The following is a 23,704-nucleotide window of genomic DNA, read 5'->3' on the forward strand; positions in this document are numbered from 1 at the left end:
CACCCAGGAGAGGCAATGGATTTCCGGTTCAAGGCAGGCAGGCTCCCCATGCTCGTGTCGATGCCCCATGCGGGCACCGACATCCCGGACGAGGTGGCTGGCACGATGGCGCCCTGCGCCAGTGCGCGCGCCGACACCGACTGGCACCTGCCCGAACTGTACGGCTTCCTGGAAGAGATGGGTATATCGACCATCTCGGCGCGCTGGTCGCGCTACCTCATCGACCTGAACCGCCCGCCGGAGAACACCAACCTGTACCCCGGCATGGACACCACCGGCCTGTGCCCGGTCGACACTTTCAGCCGCGAGAGCCTCTACCTGCCGGGCCGCACACCGGACGAAGCGGAAGTGCGCCGTCGTCTGGAGCGCTACTGGATGCCCTACCACGAGCAGCTGCGCGCCGAGCTTGACCGCCTCAAGCGCGAGTTCGGCCGCGTGGTGCTGTGGGACGCGCATTCGATCGCATCGAGGGTGCCGCGCTTTTTCGAAGGCCGCCTGCCAGACCTGAATTTCGGAACCGCCGACGGCAAATCCTGCGCGCCAGGGCTGGAACAGGCGGTGGTGGGCGTCGCCCGCGCCCAGGACCAGTTCAGCATTGCCGTGAACGGCCGCTTCAAGGGCGGCCACATCACGCGCAAGTACGGCCAGCCGGAGCAGGGCGTGCATGCGATCCAGCTCGAGATGTGCCAGTGCCTGTACATGAACGAAGAGGCTCCGTTCGAGTATCGTCCTGACGTTGCAGCCGAGGTCCAGCCGCTGCTGAAGGACATGATCGGCGCTTCAGTCAACTGGGTGCGCGCATGAGAGCCCTGTTCGCACGCCATGCCCTGCTGCCGGATGGCTGGCAGCGCGACGTGCTGCTCGAATGGGATGCGCATGGCGACCTGACCCGCGTCGACGCTCAGGCTGCTCCTCCCTTGGGCGTGCCACGCGCCGACCATGTGCTGCCGGGGATGGTCAACCTGCACTCGCACGCCTTCCAGCGCGCCCTCGGCGGACTGACCGAACGCGCGGGCGATGGGCCGGACAGCTTCTGGACCTGGCGCGACCTGATGTACCGCTTCGCCGCGCGCATCACGCCCGAGCAGATCGAGGCCATCGCGGCCCAGCTGTTCGTGGAATGCCTGCGCCACGGCTACACCTCGCTGTGCGAATTCCACTACCTGCAGCGCGGCCCGGATGGCGAGACCTATGCGCGTCCCGCCGAAACCGCCGAGCGTGTCGCGGCTGCCGGCCACGCCACCGGCATGGGCCTGACCTTGCTGCCGGTGCTGTACAGCCACGCCGGCTTCGGCGAGCAGCCCTTGCGCCCCGAGCAGCGGCGCTTCCGCACCGATGTCGACGACATCCTCGGCATCGTCGAAGCGCTCCAGCCCCTGCGCGGCGGCCAGCTGGAAGTGGGCGCCGCGCCGCATTCGCTGCGCGCGGCCAGCATCGAGCAGGTGCGTCTGCTTGCGGCCGGCCTGCCCGCCGGGCGTCCGCTGCACATCCACATCGCCGAGCAGCAGGCCGAGGTCGAGCAGAGCATCGCCTTCGCCAGGCGCCGTCCGGTCGAGTACCTGCTGGAGCAGGTGAGCGTGGACGAACGCTGGTGCCTGGTGCACGCCACCCACCTGAACGACGAGGAAGTGCAGGCGCTCGCACGCAGCGGCGCCATCGCCGGCCTGTGCCCGACCACCGAGGCCAATCTCGGCGACGGCCTGTTCCCGCTGCAGCCCTTCATCGCGGCGGGCGGGCGTTTCGGCATCGGCAGCGACAGCCATGTGTCGCAAAGCCCGGTCGAGGAACTGCGCTGGCTGGAATACGGCCAGCGCCTGCTGCATCAGCGCCGCAACGTCGCGTTTACGCCGGGCCAGCGCGACGTCGGCCAGTACCTGTGGCAGGCCGCGTTGCGCGGCGGCGCCCAGGCGGCCGGGCGCAAGGTGGGGGCATTGGCGGAGGGCCTGCGCGCCGACCTGCTGGTGCTGGACGAAAGCCATCCGAACCTGGATGGCGTGCAGGACGCGGACGTCCTCGGACGCTTCCTGTTCTGCGGTAACGACAATCTTGTGCGCGACGTGCTGTGCGGCGGGCGCTGGGTGGTGCAGGGCGGACGCCACGTGGCGCAGGATGCGATCTCGCAGCGCTACCGCCAGGCGATGACTGAATTACGTGAGGTGAGCCAATGACCGTACTGATCCCATTCGCAAGCCTGTCGCCGGTGCCCTGGAAAAACGGCGGTGGCAGCACGACCGAAATCGCCATCGGCCCGCCGGAATCGGGCTTCGAGGACTTCGAGTGGCGCGTCAGCCTGGCCACCATCGAAAAGGACGGCGCCTTCTCGCTGTTCCCCGGCGTGGACCGCACCCTGGCCCTGGTCGAGGGGCATGGGATGACACTCGATATCGACGGCGACCCGATCCTCATCACCGATGGCGATCCGGTGGTGGCTTTCGACGGCAGCTCGAACGTAACGGCAAAGCTCAGCCGGGGCGGCAGCACCGACTTCAACGTCATGACGCGCAGCGACATCTGCTACCACACCTTCGGCCGCCGGCGGCTGTCGGGCGATTCGACCTTTGTCGCGCGCGCCGACGTCACCGTGCTGTTCCTGGCCGAAGGCGATACCCTCGAGCTGTCCAACGAAAAGGAGCGCATCGGCTTGGTGCGCTTCGATGCCGTGGTGCTGGAAGCCGGCTCGCGCTGGAAGCTGGAAGCGGGGCAGGGCATGATCTATATCGTGGACGTCTGGTACCACGAAGAGGAAGACGAAGAATCCTATGAGTGAATCGGCCGACCTGCTGTTCACCAACGTGCACCTGGCGACCATGGTGCCTCCCGGCGAGGGTGCTTACGGCGAAATGCCGGACGCCGCGCTGGCGGTCAAGGATGGCCGCATCGCCTGGCTCGGCGCCCGCGCTGACGCGCCGCCCGCTAGTGCGCAGCATGACTGCGGCGGCGCCTGGATGACGCCCGGCCTGGTCGACTGCCACACCCACATCGTCCACGCCGGCAACCGCAGCAACGAATGGGAAGCGCGCCTGAACGGCGCCACCTACGAAGACATCGCACGCCAGGGCGGCGGCATCATGTCGACCGTGCGCGCCACGCGCGCAGCAAGCGTCGACACGCTGCTGGCGCAAAGCCTGCCGCGTGTGGCGCGGCTCCTGTCCGAGGGCGTCACCACGCTCGAGATCAAGTCGGGCTATGGCCTGGAACTGGACGCCGAAGCGCGCATGCTGCGCGCGGCGCGCCAGGTAGCCGAACGCTTGCCGGTGCGCGTCGCCACTACCTTCCTCGGCGCCCATGCGCTGCCGCCCGAATTCGCAGGACGCGCCGACGACTACGTGGACGCGCTGTGCGAGCACATGCTGCCGCAACTGGCCGCGGAGGGCCTGGTCGATGCGGTGGACGCCTTCTGCGAACGGATCGGCTTTTCCATCGCGCAGACCGAACGCGTGTTCGCGGCGGCGCGCCGGCTTGGCCTGCCGGTCAAGCTGCATGCCGAGCAGCTGTCGGACCAGCAGGGCGCCGAACTCGTGGCGCGCTACCAGGGCCTGTCGGCCGACCACCTCGAACACCTGAGCCAGGCCGGCATCGAGGCGATGACGCGCGCCGGCACCGTGGCGGTGCTGCTGCCGGGCGCCTACTACTTCCTGCGCGAGACGGTACAGCCGCCGATTGCCGCGCTGCGCGAAGCAAGGGTGCCGATGGCGGTAGCCACCGACTGCAACCCCGGCACTTCGCCGATGACGTCCCTGCTGCTGGCCATGAACATGGCCTGTACCCTGTGGCGCCTGACGCCGCAGGAAGCGCTGCAGGGCGCCACCGTGCACGCTGCGCGCGCGCTCGGCCTGCACAAGGATATCGGTACGCTCGAAGTGGGGAAACGGGCCGACCTGGCCCTGTGGGACATCGCACGCCCGGCGGACCTGGTCTATGCCATGGGATCCAACCCGTGCCGCCATGTCGTCAACGGCGGCGTCCTGCGCGAGGCGCACATCGCCATGTGAGGCATCCGGGAGACAAACGCTCCCTAATCCCTTAAGTATTCACAAGCGACGCCAGTTGAATGGCGTCGGCTTGACTCGCGTCAAACATCAAAATTCCAGTTCGGGAATGATCAACTTAACGGCAGCAGAAATACGCTTCGTAACAAGGGTAAGCAGATGTAAGGTTTAATTGATCATTAAGAATCAAGACCTATAGTAGAAGCGTGTGATTCACCATCTCCCCTCCCCATTTGCCAAAATGGGTTCGCCCACGGCGCCTCCCGGCCCCGTGGGTTTTTCTTTGTGTGTCAGGTTTTCTCGAACGGGAGCTGATGCACTTCGATCGTCGCATGCACGATCTCTTCGTGGATCCCGAGCTGCTCGCGCAGCGTGACTGGGGTCAGTGACGGATCGTTCGTCGCAATGGTGAGGGCACAAGCATAGGCCTGTTGTCCGACACGCCATACGTGCAAGTCGGCCAGCCTGGTCTCGCCCATGGCAGATGCCGCAGCAATGACCTCGCGGATTTCCTCGACGACTGGCGCATCCATTTCGCGGTCGAGCAGAATTTTTCCTGTTTCCACAATGAGGTTCTTGGCCCATACGGCGACCAGCACCGCGCCGACAATGCCCATGACCGGGTCCAGCCAGGACCAGCCGAAAGCCCAGCCACCTGCCAATGCGCCGATTGCCAGCACCGAGGTTGCGGCGTCCGCGATGACGTGGATGTAGGCGGACTTCAGGTTCAGGTCATGGTGGCCGTGATCGTGGCCATGATCGTGATCGTGGTGGCCATGATAACCGTGGCCGTGCCCGTGCCCGTGATGGGCATGGCCGAGGATCAGCGCGCAAGCGACGTTCACCACCAGCCCGATCGCGGCGATGACGATCGCCTCCCGATAATGGATCGGCTCGGGCGCGAAGATCCGCTCGATCGAGCCGGCCGCCATCAGGGCGGCGATCCCGAGCAGCAGGATGGCGCTCGTGAAGCCCGCAAGGATCTCGATCTTCCACGTGCCGAAGGCGAAGCGTGGATCGTGCGCATACTTGCGCGCCGCGGCATACGCGAAGGCGCTCAGGCCGATGGCCAGGGTATGTGAGCTCATGTGCCAGCCATCGGCCAGCAGGGCCATCGAATTGAACCACCAGCCGGCGGCGATCTCGATCACCATCATGGCCGCGGTGATCCACATGACCAGGCGCGTGCCGCGTTCGGCCTTGTTGTTGCCCTGGTCGAAAATGTGTTCGTGCGCCAGCGCGTCGGCAGGATGAGGGCGGGTCAGGTCTTGCATGTCGTTTCCTTTTCGCTTCCCTTACCGGGAAAGCAGCTTTTTCTCGCGCCGTGCGCGGTCCTTGATCACCTGGTGCTTGCGGTGGTCGGTCATCTTCTTCCACTCGCGTGCCTCGGCGAGCGTACGCAGGCAGCCGGTGCAGAAGCCGGTCTTGCCGTCGAACTGGCACAGCTCGACACATGGGGATTTCACGGCCATCGGTGTTTACTTGATATAGGCGCGGATCACGTCGAGCAGCTGGTCCGCCCCTTCGGCGCGGGCGGAAGCGCTCAGCTCATCGGCAGTGACGTGTTCCCGGACGTGGTCCTCGATGACTTCCGCCATCAAGCCGTTCATCGCGCCGCGGCTGGCCGCCAGCAGATGCAGGATCTCGGCGCAGCCCGCCTCGGCTTCCAGCGCGCGCTCGAGCGCTTCGACCTGGCCGCGGATGCGCCGCACCCGGGCCAGCAGTTTGGCTTTTTCTCGCGTAGTGTGGGACATGGGGCTGTTCCCCCTCTCTTGAAAATAGGGTAGGGGGGTATACTATCAGACGGAGCGCAGCGGGGCCACATCGGCTGTGGCCCGCGGGGGCGCCTGCTCAGGTACGGCGCTCGGCGAGTGCGCTCAGGCTGTCGCCGGTGACGCGGCAGATGCGCCAGTCCGGCAAGATGTCCGCGCCCATCTGCTTGTAGAAACCGATCGCCGGTTCATTCCAGTCCAGTACCGACCACTCGAAGCGTCCGCAATTGCGCTCGACCGCGATTTGCGCGAGGCGGGTCAGCATCTTCGTGCCATAGCCCTTGCCGCGATGCGACTGGCGCACGTAGAGGTCTTCGAGATACAGGCCCTTCTTGGTGAGGAAGGTCGAGAAGTTATGGAAGAACAGCGCGAAGCAGACCACTTCGCCGTCTTCCTCGCCGATGATGGCTTCGCACGAGGGACGCGCGCCGAACAGGCCTTCATGCAGCAGCGCTTCGGTGGCCACCACCAGGTGTTCGAGTTTCTCGAATACTGCCAGTTCCACGATCATGGAATGGATGTGGGAGACGTCGCCTGGCTGGGCGGGACGGATGGAAAAAGTGGTCATGGCGTTTCGAGTGGATTGTTCAGGTTTGCGGATTGCACCGGTTTGGCTGCGGGTGCGCGCAGGGCATAGGCCACACTGGCCAGGCACAGGATCATGCCGGCGAATTCGATCGCGCCGGGACGGTAGCCTTCGAGCTTGATCGACAGCAGGACCGACAGCACCGGCGTGATCACGCCGATGTACACGGTCTTCTGCGCGCCGATGCGCCCGATCAGGGTGAAGTAGGCGAAGAAGGCGATCACCGAGCCGAAGATCGAGAGGTAGAACAGGGCGGCCCAGTAAGTCAGGCTTGGCGGCAGCACGAACTGGTCGCCGTGCGCCAGCGACCAGACGGTGACGAGCGACGCGCCCCACAGCATCGACCAGGCCATGGTGAGCGGCAGGTTCTCGCACTGTTCCTTGACCTTGGTGACCACGATGCTGCCGGCCGAGCTGGCGATGGTCGCGGCCAGCGCCAGCACCACGCCGGCGATGAAGGCGGGGCTGCCCCCAAGCTGGAAATCGCGCCACGCGATGCCGATCGAATGCCAGAACAGCAGGGCCACCCCAAGGATGGCCGCCACCCCGCAGGCGATGGTGCGGCGGCTGATTGCGGTGCCGAAGAACAGGCTGCCCAGCAGCGGCGTCCAGAACACCATCAGCGCGAACACCACGGCCACCAGGCCCGAGACCACGTACTGCTCCGATTGATAGGTGCAGAGGTAGGAAATGCAGAAGGTGAGCACGCCCTGCAGCGCCATCCAGCCGTGGGTGCGCAGCGGCAGCCGCAGGCTGTCGCGCCGCACCAGGCAGATCGCGAACAGCGTGGCCGCCGCCAGGAAGAAGCGGTAGGCGACCGACACGGCGGGCGGCGCTTCACCCAGCTGCAGGGTGATCGCGAAGAAGGTCGAACCCCAGATCAGCGAGGCGACGGTAAACAGGACGGAAGAGGGCATCGCGCGAGTATACGTGCTCCGCCGATTTATTGCAGTGGTAGGGTGGGCGGGTATCCCGCCCACGCGTTCAAATCACGGTACTGATGCCTGCGCGGCTATTCTTGAACTAACTATCGCCGCGTGGGCAGGAAACCTGCCCACCCTACGTTAGTAAGCGAGATGCATGCGGCGGTACAGGAAGGACAGCACGAACAGCGGCCCGATGAGCAGGAAGCGCAGGTCCTCGAAGAAGGAGGGCTTCTTGCCTTCGATCTTGTGGCCGATGAACTGGCCGATCCAGGCTACCACGAAGATCGCGATCGACGCCGGCAGCACCGTCATGTCGGGCATCAGCGCCAGGATCCCCAGCATCACAGCGCTCATCACGCCCATGCCGACGGCGAAGCCGCGCGACAGCTTCGCGTAGTAGTAGAGCGAAGCGAGCGTCGCGGCGATCGCCACCACCGGATGCAGCGCCCACAGGATGCCCAGCAGGCTCAGGACGATCAGCGGAATGCACACGAAGTGGATGATCTCGTTGGTGTGGTCGCGATGGCTTTCGGCGTAGCGCGCGAGCAGGATGTCGATGTTGCGCGGTTGTGAGCTGTGGTCCATGTTTGTCTCCGGTGCCCTGTGGTTTTTCGCTTGATTCTACACCGTCTCCAGCTCCTGTTGAACGCTCGGCCGCGGCGCCTGCAGGCGCAGGTTCGGATGGGCCGCGAACAGCTCCGACACCCACTCGACGAATACCCGCACCTTGGCCGACAGGTGGCGGTTCTGCGGATAGACGATGTGCACCGGCAGCGGGTCCACGCTCCACTCGGGCAGCAGTCGCACCATGCGGCCTTCCTCGATGTGGCGCAGCAGCAGGTAGTCGGTCATGTTGATGATGCCGAGGCCCGCCAGTCCCGCCTGCACATAGGCGTTGGAATCGTTCAGGGCGATCGCGCCGGGCAAGGTCACTTCGATGCGTTCGCTGTCGCGCGTGAAGTCCCAGTTGGCGATCTTGCCGTTCTTGGCCGAGAAGTAGTTGACGCAGCGATGGCGGTCCAGGTCGCGCGGATGCTGTGGCGTGCCGTGGCGCGCGATGTAGTCGGGCGAAGCCGCGGTGACGAAGTTGATCACACCGATGCGACGCGCGATCAGGTTCGGGTCGACCAGCTCGCCGCCGCGCACCGCGCAGTCGACGCCTTCCTCGACCAGGTCGACCGGGCGGTCGGTGCTGCCCAGTTCCATCGTGATGTCCGGGTAGCGCTCGAAAAAGGCGGGCAGCGCCGGAATCAGGATTTCCGAGGCCAGCCCGGTCGGGGTATCCACGCGCAGCCTGCCGCTCGGGCTGAGGCGATGGCGCGACAACGATTCCTCGGCGTCGCGCACGTCCGACAGGATCTGCACGCAGCGCTCGTAATAGGCGGCGCCGTCCGAGGTGATCATCACCTGGCGCGTCGTGCGGTGCAGCAGCTTGACCGACAGGGTCGTCTCGAGCGTCTGGACCAGGGTCGAGACGGTCGCTTTCGGCAGGTTCAGCATTTCGGCCGCCTTGGTGAAGCTGCCGCAGTCGACCACCTGGATAAATACTTCCATGGCCTGAAGCTTGTTCATGACCGGTCCTCCCACTCTGGAATTGGTCGATTGTTCGGTGTTCTGAACAATCAATTCGTTATTGCCATCTTTATCTGATTGTAGTTGATGACTATAGTGTGTGCATCGCAACAAAAAGTAAACACACAAATCGGAGCTGGCCATGAGTATTCGGGACGGAATCTTCACCACGGTAGCAGTCGCCCTGAGCGGGGTAGCGCTTGCAGGCCTGCTGGGAACCGACGCCTATTCGCAGGCTGCCGGCGCGGAAGCGCGCGGCCTGAAGGCGCTCTCGATGCAGGTCGAAATGCGTTGCGACGAATGCCCGCAAGGGAAAACCGACCGTCTGGTCGCCATGCCGGAAGGAGAAGTTCAATGAGCGCGGTGCTGGAGCGCGATGACGCCGTCGTCGATGCGGTGACGGCGGACGTCGACGTGCGCGAGCTGGAAGTCGCGGGTGCGCAGGGAGCATTGGCCGCGCGGCTGTACACCTCGGGAGCCGTCGCAAAACGCGACACCCTGATCGTGTTCTTCCACGGCGGCGGCTTCGTCTCCGGCGACCTGCAGGAAGCGGACGAATTCCTGCGCCACCTGGCCCAGTGCAACGGCGAGCGCGCCGTGCTGGCCTCGAACTACACCCTGGCATTGGCGAGCCCGTTCCCGGCCGCGGTGGAGGACGCGCACGCCGTGGTGCTGTGGGCCACCAAGCACAAGGCGAAGCTGGGCTGGTCCGGCAAGAAGCTGGTGGTGATGGGGATCGAGGCGGGCGCCAACCTGGCGGCCGTGTGCGCCCTCATGGCGCGCGACCGCGCCGCTCCCAAGCTGGCCGGCCAGATCCTGATCATGCCGATGCTCGACCCGGGCCTGTCGACCTGCTCGATGCGCCAGATGAACCAGTGCCCGGACCGCGAGAAGGTCACGAGCGACTGCGCCGCCGCCTACCGCGGCTACCTGCCGCACGCCGCCGACCGTTCGCACCCGTATGCGTCGCCGCTGCGCTCGACCCGGCTCAAGAATTTGCCGCCAGCGTTGATCCTCTCCGCCGAGGACGACCCATTGTGCGACGAGGCCGAACAGTACGGCGCAAAACTGATCAATGCCGGCGTACGCACCACGGTGCGGCGCATGCCGCCGGCCCCCCTGCAGGACCCGGACGGGCGCAACGAATGTGCATGCAAGGTGCACGCGCTCGCCGAGATCGCCAACTTCCTTGCGGGACTGGATCGCTGACCGTCCAGCACTAGTTCCAACCAATACCGCCTTCCGAGAACCACGTGCCGCGCGCACGAGGAAGGGCCCCGTTTTTCCCAAAATTCGTCGCCAGCGCGACGTGAGGGACCGTCTACGAAAGAGGTGAGCCATGCAGATGCACCACCTGCGCCCGATGCGCTGTTGATCCCGGCGCCCTGACCGCCGCCGCGCGGTCCCCTTACCTGTAACGAATCGGCCATCCACGCTGCGGCGTGGACAGGTCCCTCTTTTTCCTCGATTCCGGCTCGCACCCGGCATCGATAGGGATGTTTTTGTCTCCTCAATAAGAAAGGTTGATCATGACTAACCAAAAACGAAGCATGGGCAAAGTGAAATCGCTCGTCGGCCTGCTGGCCGCTGCGGGCCTCGCCGGGGCAGTGCTGGCCGGCTGCTCCGACGCCAACAGCAAGAACGAAGCGGCAGCTGCCGCACCGGCCGGACCGCCGGTCTCCGCCGCGGTCGTCGTCGAAAAGCAGGTCGCCGAAACCCAGGAATTCTCGGGCCGCCTGGAAGCAGTGGAAACCGTCGAGATCCGTCCGCGCGTCAGCGGCTACATCACCGCCGTCAACTTCAAGCCGGGCGCCGAAGTAAAGAAGGGCGACGTCCTGTTCGTGATCGACCCGCGCCCTTACCAGGCCGAAGCCGACCGCGCCGGCGCCGCCGCCAACGCGGCCCGTGCCCGTGCCGACCTGGCGCGCCTGGAACTGCAGCGTGCCGAGCGCCTGCTGGCCGACAAAGCCATCGCCCAGCGCGAGTACGACGAAAAGGCCGCGGCCCAGAAGGAACTCGACGCCAGCGCTCGCGCCGCCCAAGCCCAGTTCGAGGCGGCGCGCCTGAACCTGTCCTATACCCGCATTACGGCGCCGATCGACGGCCGCGTGTCGAAGGCCGAGATCACCCTGGGTAACCTGGTGGACGCCAGCGCCGTGCTGACCTCGGTGGTGTCGACGGATCGCATCTACGCCAGCTTCGACGGCGACGAACAGACCTACCTGCGTGTCGGCGCCCGTGCCCAGCGCGCCCAGCCGGCGGTGGTGAAAGTCGGCCTGGCCAACGACGAAGGCTTCCCGCATGAGGGCAAGCTGGAATTCGTCGACAACCAGCTCGATGCCCGCACCGGCAGCGTGCGCATGCGCGCCACCCTGGCCAATCCGGACCGTTCGCTGGTCCCCGGCCTGTTCGCGCGCGTCCAGGTGGGCAGCGGCGTGGCCGACAAGACCATCGTGATCAACGACCGCGCAGTCGGCACCGACCAGAGCCGCAAGTACGTGGTGGTCGTGGGCGCCGACGGCAAGGCCGAATACCGCCCGGTCACGCTCGGCCCGGTGGTCGATGGCATGCGCGTGGTGCGCAGCGGGCTGAAAGCCGGCGAGAAGATCGTCGTCAACGGCCTGCAGCGTGTGCGTCCCGGTTCGCCCGTCACGCCGCAGATCGTGCCAATGGATGCGCCTGCGACTGCGGCCGCGGCCAAGGACACCAAGCTGGCGCTGAACAGCGCCAAGGAGTAAGAACATGAACTTTTCCCGCTTCTTCGTCGACAAGCCGATCTTCGCGGTCGTGCTGTCGGTGATCGTCTTCGTCGGCGGCCTGATCTCGATCTTCAAGCTGCCGATCTCCGAGTACCCGGAAGTGGTGCCGCCCTCCGTGGTGGTGCGCGCCCAGTACCCGGGCGCCAACCCGAAAGTGATCGCCGAAACCGTGGCTGCGCCACTGGAAGAGCAGATCAACGGCATCGAGGACATGCTCTACATGACCTCGCAGAACACCTCGGACGGCGCCCTGGCCCTGACCCTGACTTTCGCGATCGGTACCGACATCGACCGCGCCGAGAGCCAGGTGCAGAACCGGGTGCAGCGCGCGCTGCCGCGCCTGCCGGAAGAGGTGCGCCAGATCGGCGTCACCACCGTCAAGAGCTCGCCCAACCTGACCATGGTGGTGCACCTGAATTCGCCGGACGGCCGCTATGACGACCTGTACCTGCGCAACTACGCGGTGCTGAACATCAAGGACCAGCTGGCGCGCCTGAACGGCATGGGCGAAGTACAGCTGTTCGGCTCGGGCGACTACGCGATGCGCGTCTGGCTCGATCCGCAAAAGGTCGCGGCGCGCAACCTCACCGCGGGCGACGTGGTCTCGAGCATCCGTGAGCAGAACGTGCAGGTCGCGGCCGGTGTGGTCGGCCAGGGCCCCTCCAAGGACGCCGAGTTCCAGCTGACCGTCAACACCCAGGGCCGCCTGTCGAGCGTCGAGGAATTCGGCGACATCGTGGTCAAGGCCGGCGAGGACGGCGCCGTCACGCGCCTGAAGGACGTGGCGCGCCTGGAGATGGGGTCCAGCTCCTATGCATTGCGTTCGCTGCTGAACAACAAATCGGCGGTCGCGATCCCGATCTTTGAAGCGCCCAACGCGAATGCGCTGCAATTGTCGAGCGATGTGCGCGCCAAGATGGAAGAGCTCTCGAAGGACTTCCCGGAAGGCGTCGAGTACAGCATCGTGTATGACCCGACCCAGTTCGTGCGCGAGTCGATCGACTCGGTGATCAAGACCCTGCTGGAAGCCGTGGTGCTGGTGGCCCTGGTCGTGATCGTGTTCCTGCAGACCTGGCGCGCCTCCATCATCCCGCTGCTGGCAGTGCCGGTGTCGGTGGTGGGCACCTTCGCCGTGATGCTGATGTTCGGCTTCTCGATCAACACCCTGTCGCTGTTCGGGCTGGTGCTGGCGATCGGTATCGTGGTCGACGACGCCATCGTGGTGGTGGAGAACGTCGAGCGCAACATCAGCAATGGTTTGTCGCCGCATGACGCCACGATCCAGGCCATGAAGGAAGTCTCGGGCCCGATCATCGCGATCGCCCTGGTGCTGTGCGCCGTGTTCGTGCCGATCGCCTTCGTCTCGGGCCTGACCGGCCAGTTCTACCGCCAGTTTGCCCTGACCATCGCGATTTCGACCGTGATCTCGGCCTTCGTGTCCCTGACCCTGGCCCCGGCCATGTCGGCCGCGCTGCTCAAGGCGCACGATGCCCCGAAGGACCGCCTGACCCGCGCCATGGACAAGGTGCTGGGCCGCTTCTTCGCCGCCTTCAACCGCTTCTTCGGCCGTGCCTCGCACAGCTACGAGGGCGGCGTGAAGACCGTCCTGCGCCGCAAAGCGGCGACGCTGGGCGTCTACCTGGCGCTGGGCGTGGCCGCGGTGTTCATGTTCAAGGTCGTGCCGCCGGGCTTCGTGCCGGCACAGGACAAGGGCTACCTGATCGGTTTCGCCCAGCTGCCGGATGCCGCCTCGCTGGATCGCACCGATGAAGTGATCCGCAAGATGTCGACCATCGCCAAGGAAATCCCGGGCGTGGAATCCTCGATCGCCTTCCCGGGCCTGTCGATCAACGGCTTCACCAATGCGCCGAACGCCGGCATCGTGTTCACGGGCCTGAAGCCCTTCAGCGAGCGCAAGGGCCATCCGGAGCAGAGCGCCGAAGCGATCGCCGCCGAGATCAACAAGCGCATGGGCGCGGTGGAAGACGCCTTCGTGATGGTGCTGCCGCCGCCTCCGGTGAACGGCCTGGGCACGACCGGCGGCTTCAAGCTGATGCTGGAAGACCGCGGCAACCTCGGTTACGACGAGCTGTATAAGGCGACGCAGGCGCTGCAGGCCAAGGCCTGGGCGACCCCGCAGCTGGCAGGCGTGTTCTCGAGCTACCAGATCAACGTGCCGCAGCTGTTCGCGGACGTGGACCGCGTCAAGGCGAAGCAGCTCGGCGTGCCGCTGGCGACGATCTATCAGACCCTGCAAGTGAATCTCGGTTCGCTGTACGTGAACGACTTCAACCAGTTCGGACGCACCTACCAGGTGCGCGTCCAGGCCGATGCGCAGTTCCGCTCGCAGCCGGAGCAGATCGCGCAGCTGAAGGTCCGCAACGACAAGGGCGAGATGATCCCGTTGTCTTCGCTGATGCAGGTGAAGGACAGCTATGGCCCGGACCGCGTCCAGCGCTACAACAACTACGTGGCGGCCGACATCAATGGCGGCGCGGCGCCGGGCGTGTCCTCGGGCCAGGCCCAGGCCATCATGGAGCAGCTGGCCAAGGAAACCCTGCCGAAAGGGATCTCCTACGAATGGACCGACCTGACCTACCAGGAAATCCTGGCCGGTAACACCATGGTGTATGTGTTCCCCCTGTGCGTGCTGCTGGTGTTCCTGGTGCTGGCCGCCCAGTACGAAAGCTGGACCCTGCCGCTGGCGGTGATCCTGATCGTGCCGATGTCGATCCTGTGCGCCCTCATCGGCGTCAAGCTCACCGGCGGCGACAACAACATCTTCACCCAGATCGCCCTGTTCGTGCTGGTCGGCCTGGCCTCGAAGAACGCGATCCTGATCGTGGAATTCGCCCGCGAACTGGAAGACCACGGCCGCAGCATCGTCGACGCCGCATTGGAAGCTTCCCACCTGCGCCTGCGTCCGATCCTGATGACCTCGATCGCCTTCATCATGGGTGTGGTGCCGCTGGTGTTCTCGACCGGCGCCGGCGCCGAGATGCGTCACGCGATGGGTGTGGCGGTGTTCGCCGGCATGCTGGGCGTGACCTTCTTCGGCCTGTTCCTGACACCGGTGTTCTACGTCCTGCTGCGCACTTTGGCTAAGCGTTTCGAAAAAAAGGCGCCGGTAGCGAAAGCCAAAGCCCCGGTCCTGGATCTGGAAGGAGTGCATTGAGATGAATAGCATGATTGCGAGGGGCGTGGCCCCACTGTTGGCGGCACTGCTGCTGACCGCCTGCGCGACCCCGGATTTCAAGCAGCCGGCCGTCGAGACGCCCACCGCGTTCCGTAATTCTCAGCTGCCTGGCCCGGCGGAGTTCGCAGGCATCGAAGGCGCGCGCTGGAAGCCCGCGCAACCGGCCGAGCAGCAGCCGCGCGGCCAGTGGTGGCTCGCCTTCCAGGACCCGGCGCTGACCGCCCTGGTCGAGGAAGCGAGTGCCAACAACGCCAACCTGGCGGTGGCGGCAAGCCGCGTCAAGCAGGCGAGGGCGATCGCCGGTATCGCAGCGGCGGACCGTGTGCCGCAGGTCGGCGTGGGCATTGGCGCCCAGCGCGCCCGTCCTTCGGCACTGGAATCCGGCCTGCCGCAAGGGACCGCGACCCAGCCCGTGACCACCTACACGGCCAACCTGACGGCCAGCTACGAGGTCGACCTGTTCGGCCGCGTCGCGGCCGGCGTGTCGGCGGCGCGTAGCGATGCGGCGACCTCCGAGGCGAATTACCGCTCGGTGCTGCTGGCCCTGCAGGCGGACGTGGCGCAAACCTACTTCCGCCTGCGCGCCCTGGATGCCGAGCTGGAAACGGTGGCGCAGACCGTGCGCCTGCGCGAGGAAAGCGTGAAGGTGACGCAGCGCCGCTTCGACCTGGGCGACATCGGTGAATTCGACCTGTCGCGTGCCCGCACCGAACTGGCAACGGCGCGCGCCGAAGCGATCGGCCTGCAGCGCCAGCGCGCCACCGCCGAGCATGCGCTCGCGGTCCTGCTGGGTAAACCAGCGGCCAATTACGTGGCCGGTCCGAGCCCGCTGCTGGACGCGACGCTGCTGCCGGCGATCCCTGCCGGCCTGCCGTCCTCGCTGCTGGAGCGCCGTCCCGACATTGTCGCCGCGCAGCGCACCATGGAGGCATCGAACGCCCGCATCGGCGTGGCGCGCGCTGCGATGTTCCCGGCCTTGACGATCAGCGCAGCCGGCGGCGGCGTCGGTGGCGCCTTCTCAGAAGTGTTCAAGTGGAGCAGCCGCTCGTGGGTGCTGGGCCTGTTGACCTCGATGCCGCTGATCGACGGCGGCCGCAACCGCGCCAACGTCGAACGCAGCGAAGCGGTGCTGGAAGAATCGGTGGGCAGCTACCGCCAGAGCGTGCTCACGGCATTCGCCGAAGTCGAGGACAACCTGGCCGGCCTGCGCATCCTGTCGGGCCAGGCCGAGCAGATCGACGCGGCGCTGCTGTCGGCGCGCCGCTCGGCGGATCTCGCGCAAAAGCTGTATGACGCCGGCCGTTCCAGCTACCTCGAACTGCTCGATGCGCAGCGCAACCTGGCGGCGGTCGAACGCACCGCGGTCCAGTTGCGCGGCAACCGTGCGGTGACGACGGTGGCCCTGATCCGTTCGCTCGGCGGTGGCTGGGATGCGGGCCGCATCGACAGCAATGCCGTCGCCATGAAGTAGTACCTGTAGTTCACCTCTCCAGGCGTTTTGCCCTTTGCGGCGGGTACGACAGTGCTCGCCGCTTTTTTTCGTCCGGCTACAATCGCGCCATGGCGACTTCGACTCCATCGTTAACTGGGCTGGCCCCGGTCCTCGCACCGGATACCCGTGTGCTCGTCCTCGGCAGTTTTCCGGGCGCGGCCTCGCTGGCGGCGCAGCGTTACTACGCACATCCGCGTAACCAGTTCTGGCCGCTGATCTCGGCCGTGATTGGCGAAGACCTGGCGAGCCTGCCCTATGAGGAGCGCTTGCCGCGCCTGCTGGCGCACCGCTTCGGCCTGTGGGACGTGCTGGCCGGCTGCGAGCGCGAAGGCAGCCTGGATTCGGCCATCCGCAACCCGGCCGCGAACGACTTCGAGCGCCTGCGCACGCTGTGCCCCGTACTGGAGACGGTCGGTTTCAATGGCCAGGCTTCGGGCAAGTTCGCGCCGCAGTTTGCGGCGGCGGGCTATCGCACCGTCGTGCTGCCCTCCAGCTCACCGGCGCATATGGCGATGAGCTTCGAGCAGAAGCTGGAGGTCTGGCGTCAACTAGCCGATCCAGCAAAGCGCAAGGACCCGAGGGCTGTGCAAGCGCCTCTGTTTTAAGCCTGGCGTCCTGCTGGGAGACCTCAGCGGATCAGGGTGCCGGTCGCCGCGCCGACGCGGCGCAGGTGCGCCAGCTTGGCCGAATACACCTGGCGCATTTCCTGGCGCGTGCTGGTGTCGACCGCTTTCGCGATCTGCTCGCGCGCATGGCTGATGTCGCCCAGCTTCAGGTGCGAGACGCCGAGCCAGAAGCGGAACTCGTCGTTGTAGGGTGCGCGCTTGACCTCGCGCTCGAACAGCTCGCGCGCCCGGCCGTAGTCGCCTGCGCGCAGCGCCACCATGCCCTTGTCGAAGTGGTAGTAGGGCGGGAAAGGCTCGATGCTGGCGATGCGCTGCGCCAGCGTCTTCGCTTCGTCGCCCTTGCCCAGCCGGGCCAGCACCGGCTGCAGGTTGCGCATCACCGTCATGTTTTCAGGTTCGCGCTGCAGCGCCGTGCGGTAGGTCTGTTCGGCCAGCGCGGCGTCGCCGTGGCGTTCGTAGATCACCGCCAGTGTATTGAGCGCGGGGACCATGCCCGGACGCTTGGCCACCGCGGCGCGCGCCCACCAGTAGGCGTCGTCGATGCGATCCTGCACCAGCATCTCGGCGGCGCGGTTGTTCATGTAGAGCGCGACGATCTCGTCCTCTTCCAGCTCGCGCGCGCGGATGCGCAAGGCTTCGTCCTGCGGGATGAAGTCGACCAGCAGCATGTCGTCCTGGTCGGTGCTGCGCATGCCGCTTTCGCGGCGGCTGCCGATGCTGATGTTGACGTGGGCGCTGGCCAGGTACAGGCCGGCGGTGCGGCTCCAGGTGCTGTCGACGTCGACACTGCGGAAGCGCACCGGCATGCCCAGCTCCTTGGCGAAGGCCGCGGTCATGATCACCAGCGACAGGCAGTTGCCGGAGCGGTCGGCGAAGGTCTCGGCCGCGGTGCGGGTGCGCGCGGATTCGTATTCGAGCTTCAGGTCGCTCTTGCTGTACAGGGCGCTGACCAAGCCCTGGCGCTGGCCGTGCTGGCGCAGCTGGCGGGTAAAGGCCTGGCTGTTCAGGTAAGAGCGCATCGCCGGGCTGAGCGTGAACAGCTCCTCGGCCCCGACTTTCTCGGAGGGCGGCGCGAAGCGCGCATCGGCGAACAGGGGGACCGGCGCGGCAGCGGGGGGCTGCATGCCGGCGCAACCGGCCAGCAGGGACAGGGACAACAGGATGGCGATGCGTTTCATGACGTGCTCCGGATCGTACTTACAGGCTGAAGTATCTGCCTGTGCCGAAGCGATGTCAAAAAGCGTTCACTCTTCGTGGAAGGCGTCGACCAGTTCGTCCAGCAGCTCGGCGGTTTCCTCGCTCGACAGGCCGAGGTAGGCGCAGGCGGCGCCGCCACCCTTGTTCCACTCGAGCGACTCGGCGTGGCCCTGGTAGCGGCAGATCGCGCTCTCGGCCAGCACCGACAGAGCGACCAGCGAACGCACGCCGCCGGCGGTCGAGGCGTCCTCGAGCACCGCGAAATCGTGGTGGTGCAGGATGGCCCAGCCGACGTCGGCCGACAGGCCCCAATTGCGCGCCAGCAGGCAGCCGACCGCGGCATGCGAGGTCGAGTGGCGCTCGTCTTCCAGCGCGGTGAAGGGGCGCTCGGCTTCCAGCGAGGCGGCGGCGTAAGTGGCCGCGTAGTCGGCAAAGCGGTCCATCAGCAAGGGCACGCCGGTGTCGCAGAACAGGCCGAAGGTGTGGGCCACGTCCGCTTCGCCGATGCGCAGGCGGCGCGACAGGAACACCATGGCCTGGGCGCGGCGGGTCGAGATGTCCCAGAAGCTGGCCAGGGCCGCGCTGTTGGTCGGGATCGCCTGGCGCGCCAGCAGGCCGGTCATCAGGGCCGCCACCTGGTTAATCCCCAGGAACAGGATCGCCTGCTCGATCGACTTGGCCTTGCGCCGTCCGCCGTAAATCGAGGAATTGGCCAGCTTGAGCAGGGCGCCGGACATGCCGACGTCGCTCGCGACGATCTTGCCGATCGCTTCCGGCGACGGGTCTTCGGAGGCCAGTTCGCGCTGCATGTCGGCAAGCAGGCTCGGCCGCGGCGGGATGCGGATCGACTTGATCAGGGCATCGACCTGGTCGAGTTGCGGAAGAGGATCGGCGACGGTATTCATGGGCGCGGGCTGGAGGAATTGCGGGAGGAAAGCGAACAACCGTTCCACTATACCTCAGCGCTTATTTTATTGCAGCAAGGCAATGTCAAACCTTTGTCATTCGGATCATTTTTTGTGTCAATTCCACCAAAACGACGCCGCAATACCGCCCAAGGTAGAATCCGCGCATGGCCATTTCGACAATAGCAGGAATCGATTTCACCCAGCCGGCGGAACTCGTCGCCCGTCAATTGATCGGTGTGACGGTGCTGGTGAACGGCGTCGGCGGACGGATAGTCGAGACCGAAGCCTACGACCGCGAAGACCCGGCCTCGCACGCCTTTTCCGGTCCGACCGAGCGCAATGCCTCGATGTTCGGGCCGCCCGCCCATACCTATGTCTACCGCTCCTACGGCATCCACTGGTGCCTGAACTTCGTGTGCCGGGAAGAGGGTCATGGGGCAGGGGTCCTGATCCGCGCGCTGGAACCGCTCGCGGGCTTGGATGAGATGCGCCGGCGCCGCGATGCGGACGATGTCTGGCTGCTGTGCTCCGGCCCCGGCAAGCTGTGCCAGGCGCTGGGTGTCACGCGCGCCGACAACGGCAGGGCCCTGTCGGCGCCGCCGTTCGAGCTGCTGCCGGCGCCGCAAGGACTGGAAGTGGTGACCGGACCGCGCATCGGCATCTCGAAGGCGATGGACGTGCCCTGGCGCTTTGGCCTAGCCGGTTCGCGCTTCGTCAGCCGGCCCTTCCGCTAGTCAGGCGCGCCGCCGTTTCGCCCGGGGCGCAGCAGCCGCGGGCAGGGCCGCGACCGGCCTGCCGCGCATCGGGCTTCCCGCCGCACGCCGTTCCTGCGGGTTCTGGAAGCCCGCGGATTCGCCATCCTCATCGATCGGCTCTTCCTCCAGGGCCGGGATGTCCTCGCCCTCGAGCTTGAAGATCGAGACCGCCTTGGCCAGGTTCACGGTCTGCTCGTGCAGGCTTTCGGCGGCCGCCGCGGCCTGTTCCACCAAGGCCGCGTTCTGCTGCGTCATGCCGTCCATCTGGCCCACCGCCTGGTTCACTTCGGCGATGCCGTTGGCCTGCTCGGTGCTGGCGATGCTGATGCGGCCGATGATGTCGTTCACCTGGCGCACCGAGGCGACGATGTCGCCCATGCTGGCGCCGGCCTCGCTCACCGAGGCGCTGCCGTCCTCGATGATCTTTACCGAGTCCGCGATCAGGGCCTTGATCTCGCGCGCCGCCGCCGCCGAGCGCTGGGCCAGCGTGCGCACCTCGGCCGCCACCACGGCGAAACCGCGTCCCTGCTCGCCGGCGCGTGCGGCTTCCACTGCGGCGTTCAGGGCCAGCAGATTGGTCTGAAACGAGATGCCGTCGATGACACCGGTGATCTCGACGATCTTGCGCGAGCTGGCCTGGATCGATTCCATGGTCGCCACCGCGCGCCCGACGGCCTGGCCGCCGTTCGAGGCCAGCTGCGCCGCCTCGGCCGCGAGGTTGGAAGCCAGCTGCGCGTTGTTGGCGTTTTCCTTCACCGCGGTGGTCAGTTCTTCCATGGTGCTGGCGGTCTGTTCGAGCGAGCCGGCCTGCATCTCGGTGCGGGTCGACAGGTCCAGGTTGCCGCTGGCGATTTCCTGCGACGCCGTGTCGATCGAGCGCACCGCGCCCAGGATGCTGTGCAGGGCCCCGGTCAGGCGCCCGATGCTGTGGTCGAGCGCGCGCGAGGTGTCGGCGATCTCGTCGCGCCCGGCGCCGGGCGTGCCGGAGGGACGCAGGCGGCCGTCGGCCAGTTCATTGACCACGGTGGCGATCGAGCGGATGTCGGCCAGCATGGCGCGCCGCACCAGCATCGTCACCAGCAGCGACAGCGCGATCGAGAGCAGCACCAGGGCGGCCATGGTGATCCCGAGCGAGCGGAATTCGGCCTTGGCGGCGGTGTAGGCTTCCATGCTCAGCTTCTTTTCCAGCGCCGCCAGGTTTTGCAGGGCGCTGTCGAGCGCCACGAACTGCTTCTCGGCCTTTTGCATCGAATTGGTGGCGATCGACTGGTCGACCGCGGCCAGCTCGATGGTTTCGGCCACCATCTTGCGGTAGCTGGCAAGCCCCGCCAGTGCGTTCTCGATGGCGGCGCGCTCGCTCGGCTCGGCCAGCTTGGCCAGGTCGTCCAGCCGGGTCTTGATCCCCGCATGCTTCTTGTGGATGTCGGCGGTGAGCGCGGCCAGGCGGTTGGCCGCGAAGCTGCCGTTGACCCAGGCCAGCAGCTGGTAGATGTTGGCATGCGCGAAGCGCGCCTCGCCCGCCACGTCGGCCACCGCCTGCAGGCGCGCGGCGCGCACCTGCACCATGTGCTCGAGCGAGGCGTTCTGGCGCACCATGCCGTAATAGGCGGCCGCCGACAGCATCGTCAGCAGCACCAGCACCAGGCCCGGGGCCAGCAGGAGTTTCGGGCCGATCCGCAATTTGTTCAGCATGTTGACTCCGGGCGTGGAAAGGAAAACTTACTTCTTGTAGATGCCGACTTCCAGCACCACGTCGTCGACGCGCTGGATGAAGGTCGTCTTCGGCTCGATCTTGCCGCTGGTCGGATTCTTGTACTGGTAGTCGACCCAGCCCTTGCCCTTGGCGGCAGCCAGTTCGATGATCTCGCGGCGGTACTTCTTGCCGTTCGCGTCAGGCACGTCGGTCAGGTCCTTGCCGACGATCGAGGGGTTGTAGGGATGGGCCAGCACGATGCCGGTCTTCAGGTCGCGGATGTCCATGTACAGCTCGCCCTGGACGTATTCCGCATCCTTGGCGTTGATGCGCTTCATCATCTCGTCCTTGCCCTTGGCTTTCACCAGCGCCACGCCGCGTTCGACCATCGCGATGGCGTCTTTCTCGGTCGGGGCATTGGCGAGAGCCGGGGTGGCGACGATAGCCAGGCACAGGGCGGTAGCTGCGAACAGTTTCATTATTAACTCCTCGAGTGGAATGTTCTGGGACCAACATTTCTTAAGTGCATTGGCAAATGTACCGGGCTGGGGGAGGGGCTAATTGCGGTGGCGCAATCGCATTGCGCTACGCCCTAGGAACGTTGCGCATTCGTGTCAGTCGTTGCTGACTCAGCCTTGTAGGACGCTCCTGAACAGGGATTGCCCCGATTGTTGTGCCAGCCCATGCTGTCGGAACACTCTGGTTGATTGACGGCAATTTCCCAGACTTTCCGTAACGTAATATGAATTCTTCCCGGCAACGTTGCATGTGTATGTGCTCCGCGCCGGCCTCATTCACTCCTGGAGAATTCCCGTGACCACGACCGAATTGACGCCCTCCAAGTTCAAGCCCTACACCCGGCAATCGATCCATACGGCGCGCCAGTGGCAATGGCTGACGCCGGAACTGCAGGAAGCGGTGCAGGTGGTCTCGCATGTGCTGCCGTTCCGCGTGAATGCCTATGTGCTGGAAGAGCTGATCGACTGGGACAAGGTGCCGGACGATCCGATCTACCGCCTCACCTTCCCGCACCGCGACATGCTGCCGGCGCAGGAATACGAGCAGCTGCGCGATCTGGTGCTGTACAAGAAGGACGAGGCGGGGATCGCCAAGCTGGTGCACGGCATCCGGATGCGCATGAACCCGCACCCGGCCGGCCAGATGACCCACAACGTCCCGCGCGTGAACGATGCGCCGCTCAAGGGCTTGCAGCACAAGTACAAGGAAACCGTGCTGTTCTTCCCGAGCTCGGGCCAGACCTGCCACGCCTACTGCACCTTCTGCTTCCGCTGGCCGCAGTTCGTCGGCATGGACGACATGAAGTTCGATGCGCGCGAATGCGGCGAACTGGTGTCCTACCTCGAGAGCCATACCGACGTCACCGACGTCCTGATCACCGGCGGCGACCCGATGATCATGAACACCCGTTCCCTGGCCGAGTTCCTGGAGCCGCTGCTGGAGCCGAACCTGGCCCACATCCAGAACATCCGCATCGGCACCAAGTCGGTCGCCTATTGGCCGCAGCGCTTCGTGTCGGACAAGGACAGCGACGACCTGCTGCGCCTGTTTGAGAAGGTGGTCCGGTCAGGCAAGAATCTGGCGATCATGGGCCACTACAATCACGCGGTGGAACTGCGCGCGTCCGTAGCGCAGCAGGCGGTCAAGCGCATCGTCGGCACCGGCGCCACCTTGCGCATGCAGGGCCCCCTGATCCGCCACATCAACGAAGACCCGAAGAGCTGGGCCGAACTGTGGACCACCGGCGTGCGCCTGGGCGCCATTCCCTATTACATGTTCGTCGAGCGCGACACCGGCCCGCGCGACTACTTCGCGCTGCCGCTGGCGCGCGCGCACCAGATCTTCCAGGAGGCCTATTCGATGGTGTCGGGCCTGTCGCGCACCGTGCGCGGGCCGTCGATGAGCGCCTTCCCCGGCAAGGTCGTGATCGATGGCGTGGTCACGATCAACGGCGAGAAGCTGTTCGCGCTGCAGTTCCTGCAGGCGCGTAATCCGGAGTGGGTGCGCCGTCCCTTCTTCGCCAAGTACGATCCGGACGCCACCTGGCTCGACCACCTGAAGCCGGCCTTCGGGAAAGACAAGTTCTTCTTCGAGCAGGAGAGCGGCGGCCCGCTGCGCGGACCCGGCGGGCGCGTGATCCCGCTGGTGCCGGCCGGGCAGATCCGTGCCGATGGCGAGTGCGGCAGCACCCAGGACGCGGCCTGAGCTGCCCTCA

23 protein-coding genes are annotated in these 23,704 nt (G+C 65.9%); 12 read left to right on the top strand and 11 right to left on the bottom strand.

What is annotated here, in order from left to right; translation table 11 throughout:
* Positions 1 to 15: 15 nt before the first annotated feature.
* The 4 genes from hutG to hutI are packed head-to-tail and all read left to right on the top strand — an operon-like array spanning position 16 to position 3,992.
* Positions 16 to 804 carry an N-formylglutamate deformylase gene (gene hutG, locus GV068_RS18230; RefSeq protein ID WP_159700962.1) on the top strand — a complete coding sequence of 263 codons (789 nt, stop codon included), beginning with the start codon at positions 16 to 18 and terminating at the stop codon, positions 802 to 804.
* The gene (locus GV068_RS18235) at positions 801 to 2,168 is read left to right on the top strand and encodes a formimidoylglutamate deiminase (RefSeq protein WP_159700965.1); all 1,368 of its coding nucleotides are present in this window, start codon (positions 801 to 803) and stop codon (positions 2,166 to 2,168) included. Before hutG ends, GV068_RS18235 begins: the two co-directional genes overlap by 4 nt.
* Positions 2,165 to 2,767: a HutD family protein gene (locus GV068_RS18240; protein WP_159700968.1), complete on the top strand. Its 603-nt coding sequence runs from the start codon at positions 2,165 to 2,167 to the stop codon at positions 2,765 to 2,767. The genes GV068_RS18235 and GV068_RS18240 overlap by 4 nt, the downstream gene beginning before the upstream one ends.
* Positions 2,760 to 3,992: an imidazolonepropionase gene (hutI, locus tag GV068_RS18245; protein WP_159700971.1), complete on the top strand. Its 1,233-nt coding sequence runs from the start codon at positions 2,760 to 2,762 to the stop codon at positions 3,990 to 3,992. The genes GV068_RS18240 and hutI overlap by 8 nt, the downstream gene beginning before the upstream one ends.
* Positions 3,993 to 4,279: 287 nt before the next feature.
* On the opposite strand, the gene dmeF is transcribed toward hutI, so the two are convergent.
* The 7 genes from dmeF to GV068_RS18280 form a co-directional block, all read right to left on the bottom strand.
* The gene (gene dmeF / locus GV068_RS18250) at positions 4,280 to 5,263 is read right to left on the bottom strand and encodes a CDF family Co(II)/Ni(II) efflux transporter DmeF (RefSeq protein WP_159700974.1); all 984 of its coding nucleotides are present in this window, start codon (positions 5,261 to 5,263) and stop codon (positions 4,280 to 4,282) included.
* A 21-nt stretch (positions 5,264 to 5,284) separates the two neighbouring features.
* Positions 5,285 to 5,461 (bottom strand): DUF1289 domain-containing protein, encoded by a 177-nt coding sequence (locus GV068_RS18255; RefSeq protein WP_159700977.1) that lies wholly within the window; start codon positions 5,459 to 5,461, stop codon positions 5,285 to 5,287.
* A 6-nt stretch (positions 5,462 to 5,467) separates the two neighbouring features.
* Positions 5,468 to 5,743, bottom strand: a complete 276-nt coding sequence (locus tag GV068_RS18260) for a metal/formaldehyde-sensitive transcriptional repressor (RefSeq protein ID WP_159700980.1) — start codon at positions 5,741 to 5,743, stop codon at positions 5,468 to 5,470.
* A 97-nt stretch (positions 5,744 to 5,840) separates the two neighbouring features.
* Positions 5,841 to 6,329 (bottom strand): GNAT family N-acetyltransferase, encoded by a 489-nt coding sequence (locus GV068_RS18265; protein ID WP_159700983.1) that lies wholly within the window; start codon positions 6,327 to 6,329, stop codon positions 5,841 to 5,843.
* Positions 6,326 to 7,264: a DMT family transporter gene (locus GV068_RS18270; protein WP_159700986.1), complete on the bottom strand. Its 939-nt coding sequence runs from the start codon at positions 7,262 to 7,264 to the stop codon at positions 6,326 to 6,328. Before GV068_RS18270 ends, GV068_RS18265 begins: the two co-directional genes overlap by 4 nt.
* Before the next feature lie 147 nt (positions 7,265 to 7,411).
* Positions 7,412 to 7,858 (bottom strand): DUF962 domain-containing protein, encoded by a 447-nt coding sequence (locus GV068_RS18275; RefSeq protein WP_159700989.1) that lies wholly within the window; start codon positions 7,856 to 7,858, stop codon positions 7,412 to 7,414.
* A gap of 36 nt (positions 7,859 to 7,894) precedes the next feature.
* Positions 7,895 to 8,845, bottom strand: a complete 951-nt coding sequence (locus GV068_RS18280; RefSeq protein ID WP_159700992.1) for a LysR family transcriptional regulator — start codon at positions 8,843 to 8,845, stop codon at positions 7,895 to 7,897.
* Between the two features lie 142 nt (positions 8,846 to 8,987).
* Between GV068_RS18280 and GV068_RS18285 the strand changes: the two genes are divergently transcribed.
* From GV068_RS18285 to GV068_RS18310, 6 genes are all read left to right on the top strand, one after another.
* On the top strand, positions 8,988 to 9,203 hold the full coding sequence (locus GV068_RS18285; RefSeq protein ID WP_159700995.1) for a hypothetical protein: 216 nt from the start codon (positions 8,988 to 8,990) through the stop codon (positions 9,201 to 9,203).
* Complete coding sequence (locus GV068_RS18290; RefSeq protein ID WP_159700998.1) at positions 9,200 to 10,054, top strand: alpha/beta hydrolase; 855 nt, start codon at positions 9,200 to 9,202, stop codon at positions 10,052 to 10,054. Before GV068_RS18285 ends, GV068_RS18290 begins: the two co-directional genes overlap by 4 nt.
* Positions 10,055 to 10,395: 341 nt before the next feature.
* Positions 10,396 to 11,583 (top strand): efflux RND transporter periplasmic adaptor subunit, encoded by a 1,188-nt coding sequence (locus GV068_RS18295; RefSeq protein ID WP_159701001.1) that lies wholly within the window; start codon positions 10,396 to 10,398, stop codon positions 11,581 to 11,583.
* Positions 11,584 to 11,587: 4 nt separating this feature from the next.
* Positions 11,588 to 14,779: an efflux RND transporter permease subunit gene (locus GV068_RS18300; protein WP_159701004.1), complete on the top strand. Its 3,192-nt coding sequence runs from the start codon at positions 11,588 to 11,590 to the stop codon at positions 14,777 to 14,779.
* A 1-nt stretch (position 14,780) separates the two neighbouring features.
* Complete coding sequence (locus GV068_RS18305) at positions 14,781 to 16,271, top strand: efflux transporter outer membrane subunit (RefSeq protein ID WP_159701007.1); 1,491 nt, start codon at positions 14,781 to 14,783, stop codon at positions 16,269 to 16,271.
* An 89-nt stretch (positions 16,272 to 16,360) separates the two neighbouring features.
* Complete coding sequence (locus tag GV068_RS18310; protein ID WP_159701010.1) at positions 16,361 to 16,897, top strand: DNA-deoxyinosine glycosylase; 537 nt, start codon at positions 16,361 to 16,363, stop codon at positions 16,895 to 16,897.
* 23 nt (positions 16,898 to 16,920) lie between these two features.
* Here the strand turns inward: GV068_RS18310 and GV068_RS18315 are convergent, their stop codons facing one another.
* Together GV068_RS18315 and GV068_RS18320 are read right to left on the bottom strand one after the other, a co-directional pair.
* The gene (locus GV068_RS18315; protein ID WP_159701013.1) at positions 16,921 to 18,096 is read right to left on the bottom strand and encodes a tetratricopeptide repeat protein; all 1,176 of its coding nucleotides are present in this window, start codon (positions 18,094 to 18,096) and stop codon (positions 16,921 to 16,923) included.
* A 66-nt stretch (positions 18,097 to 18,162) separates the two neighbouring features.
* A complete protein-coding gene (locus GV068_RS18320; protein WP_159701016.1) occupies positions 18,163 to 19,020 on the bottom strand; it encodes an HDOD domain-containing protein in 858 nt (285 codons plus the stop codon).
* Positions 19,021 to 19,187: 167 nt separating this feature from the next.
* On the opposite strand from GV068_RS18320, the gene GV068_RS18325 reads away from it, so the two are divergent.
* On the top strand, positions 19,188 to 19,757 hold the full coding sequence (locus GV068_RS18325; protein ID WP_159701019.1) for a DNA-3-methyladenine glycosylase: 570 nt from the start codon (positions 19,188 to 19,190) through the stop codon (positions 19,755 to 19,757).
* Here GV068_RS18325 and GV068_RS18330 read toward each other — a convergent pair whose 3' ends face one another.
* Both GV068_RS18330 and GV068_RS18335 read right to left on the bottom strand, forming a co-directional pair.
* Positions 19,758 to 21,470 (bottom strand): methyl-accepting chemotaxis protein, encoded by a 1,713-nt coding sequence (locus GV068_RS18330; RefSeq protein WP_159701022.1) that lies wholly within the window; start codon positions 21,468 to 21,470, stop codon positions 19,758 to 19,760.
* Positions 21,471 to 21,497: 27 nt separating this feature from the next.
* Positions 21,498 to 21,950: a cache domain-containing protein gene (locus GV068_RS18335; RefSeq protein WP_159701025.1), complete on the bottom strand. Its 453-nt coding sequence runs from the start codon at positions 21,948 to 21,950 to the stop codon at positions 21,498 to 21,500.
* A gap of 334 nt (positions 21,951 to 22,284) precedes the next feature.
* On the opposite strand from GV068_RS18335, the gene GV068_RS18340 reads away from it, so the two are divergent.
* Positions 22,285 to 23,694, top strand: coding sequence for a KamA family radical SAM protein (locus tag GV068_RS18340; protein WP_159701028.1), 1,410 nt, complete (start codon positions 22,285 to 22,287; stop codon positions 23,692 to 23,694).
* The last annotated feature ends 10 nt before the right edge of the window (positions 23,695 to 23,704 follow it).

The organism is Massilia sp. 9I (assembly GCF_902506415.1).
Taxonomy (GTDB): Bacteria; Pseudomonadota; Gammaproteobacteria; order Burkholderiales; family Burkholderiaceae_D; genus Telluria.